The organism is Mucilaginibacter sp., assembly GCF_965225845.1.
In the GTDB taxonomy this organism is placed as follows: domain Bacteria; phylum Bacteroidota; class Bacteroidia; order Sphingobacteriales; family Sphingobacteriaceae; genus Mucilaginibacter.
In genome coordinates this window covers 1,124,499-1,139,724 of the sequence record NZ_CBDDBL010000002.1, presented here as the reverse complement: position 1 = coordinate 1,139,724, position 15,226 = coordinate 1,124,499, and the positions used below count along the sequence as shown (strand labels likewise).

The following is a 15,226-nucleotide window of genomic DNA, read 5'->3' as shown; positions in this document are numbered from 1 at the left end:
CAGCTTAAATTCATTACTCATATTGTTTAAATAAGGCAGTGCTTAGGCACTGCCTTATATTTAGTGTTACTGTTTTACAGCAGTATAATTGTAATAATTAGGGTTGCTTAAATCTAACGTGATCTTATATGTCCCATTTGCGGCAACAGTTAAGTTATTAAGCGTGCCATTGTATGGATAAGCAGGGTTATCCGCATATTGAATATGACCATTTGCATCAATGCCGAAATCAATGCTCCAAGCATTGTTAGCCCTGAATTTAAATGAACCCGATGATACCATGACCGCCGTCACGGTCCATGTATTGGTGTTTGCGTTATAAGCCATTTCCGTATCATTACTCCAACCACCTGGTGTTGCATCACCAATAATTGACCAGGTTATAGGCGTTGCTGTCCAGGTTAAATTGTTGGTATTAGCTACCAGCTCATAATAACCTGTTGCCGGCACTGATAAACTATTTGCTTTTCCGGAGGCTGATAACGTACCTGCGGAAGTACCCGCACCATAAATGATATGACTCAGATCTGGCGAATTGGTGAATGCAAAGGTATTAGTACTTGCGTTCGATACATATATATATCCTTCATATATGCCAGAAACCTCTGCAGCTAACGTGCCGGCAGATGCAGGTGCATTGCCCTGGTAAGCACCAGGAACATACAATACAGGCCAGTTTTCAGAGAATGCCGGCGGTACAACTATTTTTTTATAAGTACTTACCGTTACAGTTACCGGTTTTGAATAAACATTTCTATCCTGGTAAGCCTGCACTCTAAAAACCAACTTTCCGGTATCATTTGCTCCAATACCAACGGTAAGGGCCAGGTTATTAAAATCAGTGCCTTTGTAGGCTTTTGTTAAAATATCGTTGCCTATTGTAACACTTGTTGCGTTTGCCCAACCTGTAGATCCGGTTGTATCTGTCGGAAGATCAACTTGTAAAGTATAGGTTACATGTGCCTTGTAGGGATATACCACTGCAGGCCAGTTAAATGTTATCACATTTGATGATGTATCTGCTGTTGTAATTGCAACACTATTTGTAGTAGCCGTTAAGGGCGCGTTAAATGAAACTGTTGCCAATGTAGTTAATGCAGCTTCCTTATGGCAGGCAAAAGCTAAACAGGCTATTGCTATTAATGTAAGATTAATTAATTTTTTCATGATGATATAGTTAATAACCCGGATTCTGTTTCAACTTTGGATTTGTAATAAGCTCGGCGGCAGGAATAGGTAATAATTCCATATAAGCTTGCCCTTGTGGAACAAAGCCATGTGCATTAAGGAATGTGCCAAACCTGATCATGTCTTGCCTGCGGTGGCCTTCCATGTTAAGTTCAAAGCCTCTCTCATCATATACATTCTGAAGTGTGGGCACAGCAATATCCGCTAATCCGGCACGCTCCCTAACCTGGTTCAAATAAGGTGCAGCTGCGGCGGCATTACCTAAACGTATTTCGCATTCGGCCTGCATCAGCAAAACGTCAGCATACCTGTAAATTGGAAAATCGTTTGATGCTCCGCTTGCGTCTTTAATACCGGCAGGATAAAATTTAACATCCCGGATACCTTCATTCGGTGCTGCACCCGGATCAATTAGCGATGATACGGTGGCTGTATAAGTTGTACCATCCGGCTGAGCTCCTACAAGGAATTGTTTTATCCTAATGTCACTCGGATCAAATTTAGCATAGAATTCCTGCGGAATGATGGTACCATTCCAACCGTTATAACCCAGCAGCGCAGTACCGGTGGCACTATTTAAACTACGGATGGTGTAAATATTACCACTCACAACATTTTCGGTTAAATAAATGGCCAGTATAGTTTCATCATTAGGTAAAACATCGCCAAACAGGTCATAGTAAGTATTCCCAAGTGCACTTGATGAATTAGCTGTTGCAGGGTGTAACGTAAAACCGCCTGATGCCACTACATTACAAGCATTAAGCGCATCCTGCCAATCAGGTGTTCCTGTGTAAACACCCGCGTTAAGGTAAACCTTTGCCAGTACCATGTAGCCGGCCCATTTGTTAAAACGGCCATAGTATGCACCACCCCTAGTTTCTGACAACAAATCGACATTGGCTTTTAACTCGGAAACAATAAAATTATATATTGTAGCTCTTGGTGTTTGCCCGATAGTTGTTTGGTTAGCCGTATTACTGGTAAAAAATGGTACGTCGCCATAATCATCTATCAGCAGATAATAAAACCAGGCGCGCATAACTTTAGCCTCAGCAATATAACTTGGAGCAGCATTTGCCGCCGTTAAGCTTGCAATAGCGTTGTTTGCAGCGTAAATAGATCCGTAAAGCCAGTTCCAGTTATTATCAAGTATCCCAAGATTGGTTGATTCTGTACGGGTATATAATTGTGCAAAATCAAGCTGCCAGTCACCGGTATTACGGTGAGGTATTACCTGCTCGTCTGACATGAACTCATTTGCATCGTACCAGCAATTGTCCCTGCCTGCATAATTGGTACTCCATGTACCGGAAATTTTACCCACAACCGTAGCAAGTGCGTTGTTAGCTCCTGCAGGAGTTTTCAAAAACGCGTCTGCACCAAACACATCGTACACGTTTTCATTGGTCTTGGTGCAGCTTTGTGCAGCAAGGCCTATAATAAACATCGTATAAATTAATATCTTTTTCATCTCAATTATTTTAATATCACGTTCAAGCCTGCAGAAATAGTACGGGTGCGAGGGTAAATACCGTAATCCGCACCAGAGCTATTATTTCCGCTTACGTTAACTTCAGGATCACCGCCTTGATATTTAGTAAATAATGCCAGGTTTTGACCGGTTAAGGACACGCGTAACGAGCTGATAAATTTGATGCTTGGCACATTTATTTTATAACCAAAAGAAAGATTTTGGAATCTTAAAAACGCACCGCTTTCCAGCCATTCGTCAGAATTTACCGGAGATGAATGGATACCCAGCGGTATAGCGCTTTGTAAAACGTTTTGTTTACCAATGTTTTGTAACATGCTCAAATCTTCACGTAAGCCATCAAAAATCTTGTTACCGCCTTGTCCGCGCCAAACCATTGATGCATCAAAGTTACCATAGGTAAAGCTTGGGGTGAAAGCATAATTATAAGTAGGTTCTACCTGGCCTTCATCAAATCTTTCATTATTATTCTGTACCGCGCCATTTGGAATGCCATTGGCAGGCTCATTCACAACAGTTTCCACACCTTGTGCATTAACACCGGCATGTTTGTAGATCAGGAAGGTACCAATTGGTTTGCCTACAATAAGGAATGCGTTACCACCGCCACCATAAGCCTGATAGTTGGTATTGGCATCAAATCCTTCAATATCTCCGCTAAGTGATAATACCTTATTTTGTAATAATGAACCATTACCTGCAAGCGTTAAGGTCATTTTATCAGTTTTAATAACCTGGTAACTTAGTGATAATTCAAGGCCACGATTTTGTAATGTTCCTGCATTACCATACACCGTAGTGGTTTCAAAAGGAGGTATTAATGGTACGCTATAATCATACAGCAGGTTTTTGGTTTTTGATGTATATGCATCAAACGTACCGGTTAACCTGTCGTGAAATAAGCCAAAATCTAAACCAAGATCTGTTTCTTCACGTGTTTCCCACCTTAAATCCGGGTTTGCGTTTTGGGTATAGGTGTAGTTTGGTATTGCCTGTCCGCCAAAATACACTATTGGAGAACTTCCGTTCAGGCCAAATTCAGCAATTGAACCATTAGGCAATAGCCCTGCCTGGTTACCGGTAACACCATAACCTAAACGCAATTTAAGTGAGCTAACGGTCTGTTGATCTTTCATGAAATCTTCCTGGTCAACACGCCATGATGCTGCACCTGAAGGAAAATAGCCAAACTTATGATCGGCACCAAATACTGTTGAACCGTCGGCTCTGAATGTGCCTGTCAAATAGTATTTATTGTCATAAGAATAATTAGCCCTGCCAAAGTAAGATATAAGCCTCCTTTGCGTAGCGAAAGATGAAATATCGCCGGATTGCACGTCACTTAAAGTACCTAATTGTAAGGCATTATATGTGGTAAGGTTGTTAATAAACCCTCTGCCTATTTCATTGTTACCATTCTGATAAATTGCCTGATATTCGTAATATGCCGACGCGTCAAAATGGTTTTTGCCCCAGTCTGTTTTGTAGGTCAAATTTATGTCCATCAATTTCTCGTCATGATGTTCATTGTAAATGGTTCCTATACCATTATAAGTGATCGCGTCTGTAATAGTTGATTGTGGAGGAAGATACTGACCATCATTCTGATCAAATTTTCTCCAGCTACCAAACCATCCTGCAGATAATCCTTTATAGATATCCAGGTTTGCCCTAAAGCTGGTCAAAAACTGGTTCTGATCAACCTTATTAATAACTGTTTTGGCAATTGCATAGGGGTTTTCATAATGGAACACATTTGGATCAATATAATAACTGCCATCTGTGTTGAAGACAGGGTCTGTTGGCCTCGCAATATACGCCTGGGTAATCGTATTAGACATAAAAGCTGCGTTTCCTACATCTTGTGAAGGGCTGTAGTTCGCATCATTTATACCGGTGTTAATATTCATGGTTAGGGTAAGTTTGTCGTTAATTGCTTTTTGCGACAAAACCACATTACCAATATATTTTTGATAGTTTGAATTTATGACTACGCCGGTTTGATCGATTGCTGATAACGATGCACGATAATTAAATCCGTTTGCGCCTCCGCCAAAGGCAAGCGAGTGATTTTGCGTAACGCCGGTACGGGTAAGCAGGTTATACCAATCCGTATTTGAACCATGATTAGCCGAGGCGTCAACACCTAAAGCAGCTGCATCTGTTGACCATTGCTGAGCGTTCAGCTCATGCAATTGCCTCGTTAACTGATCAACTGAAGTGTTCTCGGTATATTCAACAGTGGTTTTCCCGTCAGTACCATGTTTAGTAGTAACTAAAACCACCCCTGAAGCACCGCGTGAACCATAAATGGCAGTTGCTGATGCATCTTTTAAGATGTCAATTGTAGCAATTTCTGTCGGTGGTACCTGGTTTAACAGGTCTAAACCACCCTGGATGCCATCAACAACAACCAAGGGGTCATTAGGTGTACCTTCAGGGCTAATTGATGTAATACCCCTGATGCGGATAGATAATGGCACACCGGGCTCGCTGCCAATTTCGCTGATATCAACACCGGCAGCTTTGCCTACCAATTGTTGTAACGGCTGGCTTACAGCACCCGGGTTAAGATCTTTGGCAGATACACTTGAAATTGAACCTGTAAGATCTTTTTTCTTTGATGTTCCGTAACCTATCACAACTACCTCATTCAAAGATTTTTGATTAGGTACCAGTTCAATAGTTAACGTTGCATCATTGGCTGTAATAACTTTTTCCATTAAGTCATAACCAACAAAGCTGATTGTTACATCAATTGCTGATTGACCATTTTTAGGAAAACTAAATACACCTTTTGCATCTGTAGTTGTAGATTGCTCGGTTCCTTTAACACGAACCGTCGCGCCGGGTAAAGGCTGGTTTGTTTCATCAACTACTTTGCCTGTGAAGGGTTTGTTTTGCGCAAATACACTTATTGCACAAATTAATAATAGTACGGTAAGGCCATACTTAAATAAGTAAACTTGTTTCATTGAATATGGGTTTAAAAATTGGTTAAGCCTAACACAGCTTTGGCGTTAGGAATGATCAAAGTAAATGCGGTTTGTAACGAAAAACAACAGATATGAAGACCGATATTAAAAAAAATAGAAATGATTTATATATAAATAATTATAAATCAATTACTTATATTAAATATTTCAGACTTGATATATAGATTATTATTAATAGCGATATGGATTACTGTAAGCATGTTATTACCTAAAAGAATTACATGCTGGGCGTTCAAGATATAAAACGAGCGAGAAAATTAATTTCTGAAGCATTAAATGTATTATTAACATAAATAAAAATTAATATTTACACCTGTATTATTAATGTTCAAAATTTTATTAATCAACCTGTTATAAAAAACTGATCGATAAAAAATCTATATATATCTTTTTAAATATTGATTATTGATATTGTGAGTAGTTCATTTGTATTTCTTTACAATAAAACAACCAATTAATAAAGCCGAATACTTCCGTTATTATTGCACAATGCATGTTCAAGCGAAATTATAAACCAATGAAACCGTGAGGTATACGATGAAAAAAAAACTCTGTTTATTAGCTGCTACAATTATAATTTGGGCAATCAGCCAAAAATCAACTGCCCAAACCACCGATTATAAGGATCCTCACCAGTATGGGAAACCTTATAAATATGTACCCGACAGCAGGGATGTTGTCCTATACCAGGTTAATATGCGATCTTTTAGCAAGGAGGGTAATTTTAAAGGCGTTATTGCCCGGTTGGATTCTATAAAAGCATTAGGAATTAATGTTGTTTATCTTTTACCGATTTATCCTGTAGGCGTTCTAAAAGCCGAAAATTCGCCTTATTCAGTTAAAGATTACAGGGGAATTAATACTGAGTTTGGTACGCTGGATGATTTGCGTGCGTTAGTTGATGGTGTGCACAAACGAAATATGGCTATTATTATTGATTGGGTTGGCAACCATACCTCCTGGGATAACCCCTGGATAGTTAAAAAAAGCTGGTATGAGCAAGACTCAACCGGTAATATAAAATACCCGCAAACATGGCACGATGTTGCCCAATTGAATTTCAAAAATAGTGATATGCGCCTAACCATGATCAAAGACATGAAATACTGGGTGCTGACTGCTAATGTTGACGGGTTTCGCTGCGATTATGCTGATGGGCCACCTGCTGATTTTTGGAAACAAGCAATCGATAGCTTGAGAAATATTCCAAACCATAAATTATTATTTATGGCAGAAGGATCGCGCGGAGAGAATTTTGATGCCGGATTTGATTATAATTTTGGTTTTAAATTTTATGAAACCCTGAAAAGAATCTACCAGAACGGAAAATCGGTAAAATCAATTGATACTGTAAACCTGAAAGATTATACTCATGCTAAGAACGGACAGCAGATGATAAGGTATATCACTAATCATGATGTAAACAGTTCTGATGGCTCACCTTTAAAACTATTTGGTGGTAAAAAGGGTACTATGGCTGCTTTTGTAGTGGTTGCTTATATGAAAAGTGTACCTATGATATATGATGGGCAGGAAGTTGGCCTACCCTATGCGCTTATGTTTCCCTTTTCGCATTCAAAAATAGATTGGTTGCTAAATCCTGATGTCACTGCGGAATATAAAAAGATAATCGCTTTTAGAAACAGCAGCGAGGCTATACGCCGCGGCGAATTGACGTCGTACAGCAGTGAAGACGCTTGTGTTTTTACAAAAATTATTGCTGGTAAAAGAGTGCTTGTATTATCAAATTTGCGAAACAAGCAGATAGCTTATTCTTTACCTGTAAGTCTTGCTAACGAAAAATGGAAAGATGCATTTACAGGAAATAAAATGGTATTAGATAAATCCATTACGCTTGATCCATATCAATACATCGTACTAAAAAATTAAATACAGCATAGTTTGCCACTAACAGAAAGCTCCGAGGATTTTGGGCTTTTTTAATCTACCTGGTTAAGCTGATCTGCATTTTCTTTAACAGCTTTTATCAACATGATTTTGTCTTCAAACTCCTCGTTTGGAATGAGGGATTTGTTTTTCACCTTGGTTTTATAAGTGTAAATGGTATTGACTGAATAATTCAGGATCTTACCGATCGTTTCGTTATCATGTATTCCAAGTCGGATCAAGGCAAAAATGCGCAACTCGCTGTTCAGTAACTGTCCATCTGTTAAATGTACTTGATGATCAGCATCAAACAAGGCATTAAAGTCTTCTACAAACCGCGGGAAGATATTTAAAAATACTTTATCAAAACTATGCGATAGGTTTTCGCGTTCAAATCCGGTATTCAATCGGTTAAGTACCATCAATACTTCTTCATAGCGCTTTTCGCGCATATTCTTTTCTATCGATCGCTTCAAACGGTCAAGCTTCTCAATATAATCGGAGTGTGTATTGAAGAAGTAACCGATATATTCATCCTTTATCATATTGGCCTCATCCAATTTTAAATTAAACTGCGAAAGCGTGCGGTTTGCGCTATCCAATCGCTTGTTAACTTTTGTAAGTGAGGCATTAGCTTCATTTAGATCATTGTTTTTGTTAACGATGACCTCATCAGCAATACGAAGCTTTTTGAGCTGTTTTAACACAATCACAGCAAATATTACAACCAGGAAAACCAGCCCTGTAATTATCGACGCGTAAATCATCAATGATCGCTTCTGCTTTTCTATTCCCTGTATTTGCTCGCTCTCAATAATGGGCATAATATTGCTAATTTGTGCTTCGCGATGGCGGGCGCCGTAAAAATTAGCATCTTTAATGGCATCATTTATATAATTGAAAGCTGTTCTGATATCCCCTTCCTGAAAAATATGGGTTGCCAGGTTAGTTAAAGCAACAGATTCCTTGGTAGAGTGTGTATTGTCAACAATAGCCGATTCTATTAACAAGGGCAATCCCTTTTCCGGCTGTTTTAATTCAAAATACAGAAAGCTTAAACAACTATAATTGATAGCGCTATCCTGATAGCTTTGTTTAAAATGGATCAGTTTTTCATATGGGGCTATCGCTCCCTTATAATCCTCGGTGCGCAATAATTTTAAACCGTACGCCGAAAGGTATTCGTATGAATCCGGTTTATTTTCTTTTAATATCGAATCGCAATATTGCAGGCCTTTAACGCTATACCTATTATAGTAATCGCTTATACGGTCAAAGTCGGCTAAATCAAAATTGCTGCGCACTTGCAAAAATAGGTAATCATATCTCTGCTTGGCATCCAGGTATTTAACATTCACCTTGCTTAAAGTATCAAGCCCTTCTTTAAACATACCTGCCGATACCAGAATGAAGCCCATATTTACCCGTGAATAATTTATCTTGTCTTCATCTTTAAGCAGGTAAGCGGTGGTATTCAGTTTTTTACAATAAACATAAGCCGAATCGTGAATAAAGGATTTATACTGCTGAAACAACTGATCATATACAATATACCGCTCATTAGTAGTAGTAGCATATTTTAGGCGTAATTTTATTCTCTGAATAAGATCCTCCTTATTTTTTTCATAAACATCCCTGTTTGCTAATATCGTGTTAAGTTTGTTCAGTAAGCTGTCGGTTGTTGATTGCGCATTTGTTTTTATTGCAAGCAGCAAAAGCACTTGTATAAAAAACATCAGCCGTATCAACTTCATCATATTATATTTGAAAAACCAGTGATTTATAATCGATTAAATTTAGTTAATCCATTTTTAATTTTCAGCGGTAAACTTATAATTATTTACGGTAATTTGCATTCAAATTATCAACTACGGTCACATTTTAATCATACCTGATGAAGAATTTGTTTTGCTTTTGCCTTGCCTTTTGTTTTACGCTATGTGTTATGGCAAAGCCGATAAAACCAAAGGAACCGACATTTTTTAAGGCTGATAATCCTAATATAAAATATGTAGGAAGAGTTGACTTTAGTAATCCATCATCACCACGTTTTTGGAATCCGGGTGTATATCTGCAGGCTAAATTTAAAGGCACTTCATTGGCTATAACCGTAAATGATGAATTGCTTTATGGCGTAACCCACAATTATATAGAAATTGCCATTGATAATGATAAACCATTCCGGATAGCAACCACAGGTAAAACGAGTATATTGAAAGTTGCGAACAACCTTGCTCCGGGCACACATACTGTTACTATTTGTAAGGATACAGAATCGGGGATTGGGTATATTGAATTTGTCGGCATAACCTGCGATGAGCTCCTGGCTATGCATTCGCCTAAAAAAAAGATAGAATTTATTGGTGATTCGATAACTTGTGGTACCGGAATTGATCTTTCGGTATCAGCTTGCGACAAGGGTAACTGGTACGACCAGCACAATGCTTATTTGAGCTACGGACCCTGCACAGCACGGTTATTGGACGCGGAATGGCAACTAACCGCCGTATCGGGAATCGGATTGATACACAGTTGTTGTGATTTGAAAATCACGATGCCAACAGTATTTGATAAAGTGGATCTTAGGGCAGATACTATTCAATGGAACTTTAAAAAATATATACCAGATGTGGTTACCATTTGCCTCGGGCAAAACGATGGTAACCAGGATTCTGTAACTTTCTGCAGTGCTTATGTAAATTTCATTAAACAAATAAGATCGCATTACCCAAAGGCAGATATTGTTTGCCTGAATAGCCCTATGGGAAACCAGGATTTAACGCGAATGCTTAAAAGCTATATCGGAGGTATCCAAAAATACATGAACGAGAATGGTGATGAAAGGGTATCTCATTTCTTTTTTCCGGGTGGATACAACAACGGTTGTGGCAGCCACCCTGATATGGCGCAACAGCAATTAGTAGCGCAACAGCTTTCAGTTTATTTAAAACAATTAGAGAACTGGTAATGAATGGATAACACGTTGTATGATCACATTACCGGAATTTCTTCTCCTTTTACATTCCAACCGCTCATTAATATTTTTGGCTTTATATCCCCTAACTTTACAGCAGGAGCGCTAACTGTTACTATTTTACGCTCACCGGGAGCAAGTGTAAAATAACTTGCAGACCAATAAGACGGCATTACTTCTTCCCCGGCAACCACTAACTGGGGACGCACAAAAAATGCAAGCTGTTTGCTGGTATTGATTACCTGAATGTTATATTTATTCTCTTTCGACCCTTTTTCAGCTTTGATCACTTTTGTGACAAGCCTTGCATTATTCATGTTATTCAAGGCTTTATAATCGTTACCCGGTGACATCCAATAGGTGTTGGTTGATACTACATTACCTGCACTATTAGTTAGTCTCAGCACTACAAAACAAAATTCTTTAATGTCGCCCAAAATAGCTTTTAATGCCATTGCTGAAGATGTACCTGTTGAAGCTATATTAACGTTCGCGGTACGATGGTACAATAACTTACTATTAATTGAGTAGACTTCGGCCTGGGCAATTAAATTACCTGTTCCTTTAAACGTACGGTTAATAACCATTATAGTCGAGTCATCCTGGTTAAACTGCATATGTACAGGCTCGCAAGCGGTTTGCATAGCATAATAACCCGCATTAGGTTCTAAATACCAATCATATATTTGCCAAACAACGCTTGGTAAAGCCGAATTCAGCTTCCAAAGCATTACACCGCCTGTTTCATTTAATTTATGCCCATCCGCTTCAAAAATTCCCTGGTAACCGGTAAAGTTCATCAGCTGCATTTTGTCGGAAAAACCAACCATTGTATTTGGCTGCCCGTAGCGGTTAACCATATCTTTATAATACTGGTCGTACTGCGCTGCGCCGGTACAAGCATCGTGGTATCCCCAGGTATTGTTAAGCGGGAAAGGCAATTTTGTGTCCCAGGTTAAATTAGTAACTACTTTTGCTAAAGTATTATAGGGCGGTTGCGATGGTATGCCGGTTTCATCTTTAAACACCCAATCTTTACCCGCATCTGCTAATTTATAATATTCTTTGGGGTCTTTCCAGGCATATGGCCCACCGCTATAAACACCAGATGATTTATTGTCAGGATAAGCGCCGTCCCACCCTGCGGGCAATTTGGCGAAGCCTGATGAGCATGGAATAAACGGACGTGTACCATCCATTGCAATCACATTATTGCGCATAGCGTAATACAATTCCTTACGGGCATGCCCCTCGTTGCCACCGGTCCAAACTAATAAACTTGGATGGTTACGTACCCTGTAAATAGTACTGACCACGTTCTTTACAAATACATTTCCTTCCAATGGCCAATCAGGCGAGCCTTTAAACTCGCCTTGTGTATCGCCGGTAATCCAAAAGTCCGACCATACCATCAAACCGTAACGATCAGCAGCATCCCAAAAAGTATCCGGTGGCGTAACACCACCACCCCAAATACGCACCAAATTTACGTTTGCATTGCGACACAGGTGCATCTCATAATCATATCTTGCCGAGTCACGGTTCACCATCATATCCGGCACCCATGCACCACCCACTAAATGCACACGTTTGCCGTTAACATAAAAATCACGCCGTACGTAACCATTAACATTAGTCGCTGTTGAGGCAACGGTTCGGATACCGAATACAAAGGTGGTATCATCACTCACGCCGTTATTATCACTGTATTTTATATTGATGCGGTATAAATTTGCCCTGCCATAACCATTTGGCCACCACAGTTTAGGCTGATGGATCAGCAACTGGCTTATTTCATCAGCATTATAACCTACCTGCTTAAAAGTGTTATCGCTTACACTTACAGCTTTGCTAAACTGAACAGCATTACCGCCAAAATTTTCAGGCTTAATGATTACACTTAGCATACCATTTTTTGTACTGCCGGTATGGTTGGTCAGCGTTAAATTCAATGTTAATTTAGCAGTGTTGGTATCCGGTAAATTAGGAAGGTCTGTTTTTAGTTGAGGGTGACCTATAGTTACAGCACCGCTTGTACGCAAGTAAACCGGTTGCCAAATGCCCATATTACGGTCGCGTACGGGAGGAATCCAGTCCCAGCCAACGGAACAAAGCATAGTAACGTTTTTGCCGATATCGCCGGTAGGCCCGCCGTTTAAGTAGAATGGCCCCATAGCTTCCAGTTGTTCTTTATCCGGGAATCCGGGTTCGTCCAAAGGATATATTTTTACAGCAAGCGCGTTCTCGCCACCGGCGATTATTTGCTTACTTATATCTAAACTATACTCAGCAAACATGCCTGCCATTTGGGTAGAATCTGTAATTTGCTTACCATTAACCCATACGGCTGCGCGGTAATTTATCCCTTTAAATATTAGCTGGAAAACTTTGCCTTTATCTGCCGCCGCAACTTTAAAAGTTGTGCGGTACCAATAAGGTTTTTTCCATGGATTCGGTTGATTAGGTATAAAGCTATACTGTTCCAGGTTATATTCTTTATTGAATTTGTCGGATGCGTCCGGAATTAGCATATTATTTAAGCCTAAGTACGGCGACGGATATATTTTATTAGCAACCAAACCGGTGAGTACGGTTGAGGGCACCTTTACAGGGAACCAATATACACTTGGCTTATAATTTACTAAAGATAACGTACTGCCTGATTCAGAAATGAGATAGCTTGACTGAAGATCAAAATCCGTTAGTTTAACTTGGCTGACATTGCCTTTCTGGGCATAAGTTACAGAAATGCTTAAAAATGAAAATACGCAAAGCAGTAAAAAGAAGAAATTCTTATTCATTGGTGAAGATATTTTTGCTATAGTAGAAGCTATTAGCGCCTAAATATATGTTTTATACCTTTTATAAAAACAGGTAATCGTCCTTTTTTAGCTAAGCAATCAATATAGTACTACAAATTGCAAATATTTCATCAATCCCAGTTAAACTCTTTTACCTTGCCATCCAGTTTCCACTTCTTAGGCCATTGATTGGTTAACCAATCTAAAGGTTCGCCGATGGGTTGCACATTTGACGCCGAAGTAAAGCATTGTTTAATAAACTGCTTTTGCTGAGTGCCCAAAGCATCAGGCTGTACCGATATGATCAGCGGCGCGCTGCTTTCGGCCAGTAATTGCATCCATTGTTTATTTTTTTCCCAGGGCACTTTTGTAGTAACGCCAACACAATCGCCATCAGCAGCATAAAATTTATTATGCTGTACTAACCTGAAGCCCAATGTATTTACACCCATTTTACGCGTCCTGTCCCATTCTGTGCCGCTGGTATCATCCCCTATCCTGTTCATTTCAAATATTCCTGCCGATAAATGGCTTACCGTATTACAACCAATCAGGTACATATCATCAGAAGCCTCTCGAATAGCATGGTACAGGTTCAAAATTATTTCGGCATTGGTTTTTGTAGTATCATTAAAATGCCACCCGGATACAGTAAACTCATTCTTCATATTCACCCCCCAGCGCGCGAAAATATCATAGGTACTGTAATCGTGTTTTACCATCTCAAAGCCCCATTGCTTGTACAGGCTGATATTGCTTTTGATATAATCTAAATTCTCATCAATGGTCGGATCGAGTGTTGGCAGATTGTCATCATCCCTGCCGGGGATAGTGGGCGCAAGCAGTTTTTTATAAGTATCCTGTTTGGTGCTCAGCGGCCTCGTCCATAAACCAGGGCGCATGCCTAAATGCTTTATGTTATCCGCCAGCTTATGCATATCCTTAAACTTATCGTTAGGCTGTGAATAATCGTTGCGGTAACCCTTTTCCTTATTTGTATAAGCTGACCAGCCATCATCAATCACAGAAAATGGACGGTTATTGGTATTAGTCGCCAAATCAGCAAGCATGGTTGTATGTTGAATGATGAGATCATAAGAACTATTACCATAAGCAAAATACCAGTCGTTAATACCATATATAGGCTGTTTTGGTAAACGTGGATTAGCACACATCAATCCACAAAAACGATGAGCGGTAGCAAATGTATTTTCACCGGGATTATTTTTTGTGGAGATAATATCAGCAGCATGCAAAACACGTTCGCCTAAATTAACACCCACGCCGCCCGTTGTGGTATCCATCACAAGCCGCACTCCGCCTTCCTTAATCTGCCAATAACACAAGGTATTACAACCTGTTTTTACGCCCTGGCAATAGGTATTGCCGCTGCTATTATGAGCTACATAATACCATGGATAGATCCTTTCAGCCGAAGGATGCTCAAAATGCACATCGCCATAGGTACGTTCAAAAGCATCGCCTAAGATCAGGCTCGATGAAGAAGTTTTTATATTCCACTCCAGTTGAACCGAATGAAGCGCATCTTTTGGCGAATGGACATCGGTACGCAGCGCATTCCCCTGATACTTAAGTTTAACGGTGATATCGTTGTAGGTCCAGGTGTTGTTGCCGTTTGCTTTTAGTTTGTGTAACCCGTCATCCAACTTCACAAAAACACTATCCGGCAAATGCAACAATTGATGCGCCGGGGTAAAGGCATCTGCATAAGTAGTGAAAAATAAGGCGCCTAAACCTGTGCCTCCCACCCGGATAAAATATCGTCTGTTCATAATTGGTTTTGATAGCTGATGTTGATTACAAGGTACAAAATAATTATAGCATCAAAGGCAAAACATATCATCAAGTTAAAAATATCTATATT

8 protein-coding genes are annotated in these 15,226 nt (G+C 39.6%); 2 read left to right on the top strand and 6 right to left on the bottom strand.

The annotated features are described in order from the left end of the window. Positions 1-66: 66 nt before the first annotated feature. Genes ACYZ0U_RS08965 through ACYZ0U_RS08955 form a run of 3 tightly spaced genes read right to left on the bottom strand, consistent with a single transcriptional unit; the run spans position 67 to position 5,658 of the window. On the bottom strand, positions 67-1,167 hold the full coding sequence (locus ACYZ0U_RS08965) for a SusE domain-containing protein (protein ID WP_461451744.1): 1,101 nt from the start codon (positions 1,165-1,167) through the stop codon (positions 67-69). Between the two features lie 10 nt (positions 1,168-1,177). Next, positions 1,178-2,662: a RagB/SusD family nutrient uptake outer membrane protein gene (locus ACYZ0U_RS08960; protein WP_461451743.1), complete on the bottom strand. Its 1,485-nt coding sequence runs from the start codon at positions 2,660-2,662 to the stop codon at positions 1,178-1,180. A gap of 5 nt (positions 2,663-2,667) precedes the next feature. Beyond that, on the bottom strand, positions 2,668-5,658 hold the full coding sequence (locus ACYZ0U_RS08955; protein WP_461451742.1) for a SusC/RagA family TonB-linked outer membrane protein: 2,991 nt from the start codon (positions 5,656-5,658) through the stop codon (positions 2,668-2,670). Between the two features lie 558 nt (positions 5,659-6,216). Between ACYZ0U_RS08955 and ACYZ0U_RS08950 the strand changes: the two genes are divergently transcribed. Next, positions 6,217-7,569, top strand: coding sequence for an alpha-amylase family glycosyl hydrolase (locus tag ACYZ0U_RS08950; protein WP_461451741.1), 1,353 nt, complete (start codon positions 6,217-6,219; stop codon positions 7,567-7,569). A 50-nt stretch (positions 7,570-7,619) separates the two neighbouring features. Here ACYZ0U_RS08950 and ACYZ0U_RS08945 read toward each other — a convergent pair whose 3' ends face one another. Beyond that, positions 7,620-9,323, bottom strand: coding sequence for a DUF6377 domain-containing protein (locus tag ACYZ0U_RS08945; protein ID WP_461451740.1), 1,704 nt, complete (start codon positions 9,321-9,323; stop codon positions 7,620-7,622). A 188-nt stretch (positions 9,324-9,511) separates the two neighbouring features. Between ACYZ0U_RS08945 and ACYZ0U_RS08940 the strand changes: the two genes are divergently transcribed. Further along, positions 9,512-10,534 carry an SGNH/GDSL hydrolase family protein gene (locus tag ACYZ0U_RS08940; RefSeq protein WP_461451739.1) on the top strand — a complete coding sequence of 341 codons (1,023 nt, stop codon included), beginning with the start codon at positions 9,512-9,514 and terminating at the stop codon, positions 10,532-10,534. A gap of 23 nt (positions 10,535-10,557) precedes the next feature. Here the strand turns inward: ACYZ0U_RS08940 and ACYZ0U_RS08935 are convergent, their stop codons facing one another. Both ACYZ0U_RS08935 and ACYZ0U_RS08930 read right to left on the bottom strand, forming a co-directional pair. Next, on the bottom strand, positions 10,558-13,341 hold the full coding sequence (locus tag ACYZ0U_RS08935) for a glycoside hydrolase family 2 protein (protein ID WP_461451738.1): 2,784 nt from the start codon (positions 13,339-13,341) through the stop codon (positions 10,558-10,560). A 131-nt stretch (positions 13,342-13,472) separates the two neighbouring features. Beyond that, the gene (locus ACYZ0U_RS08930) at positions 13,473-15,134 is read right to left on the bottom strand and encodes an alpha-amylase family protein (protein ID WP_461451737.1); all 1,662 of its coding nucleotides are present in this window, start codon (positions 15,132-15,134) and stop codon (positions 13,473-13,475) included. Positions 15,135-15,226: the final 92 nt, after the last annotated feature.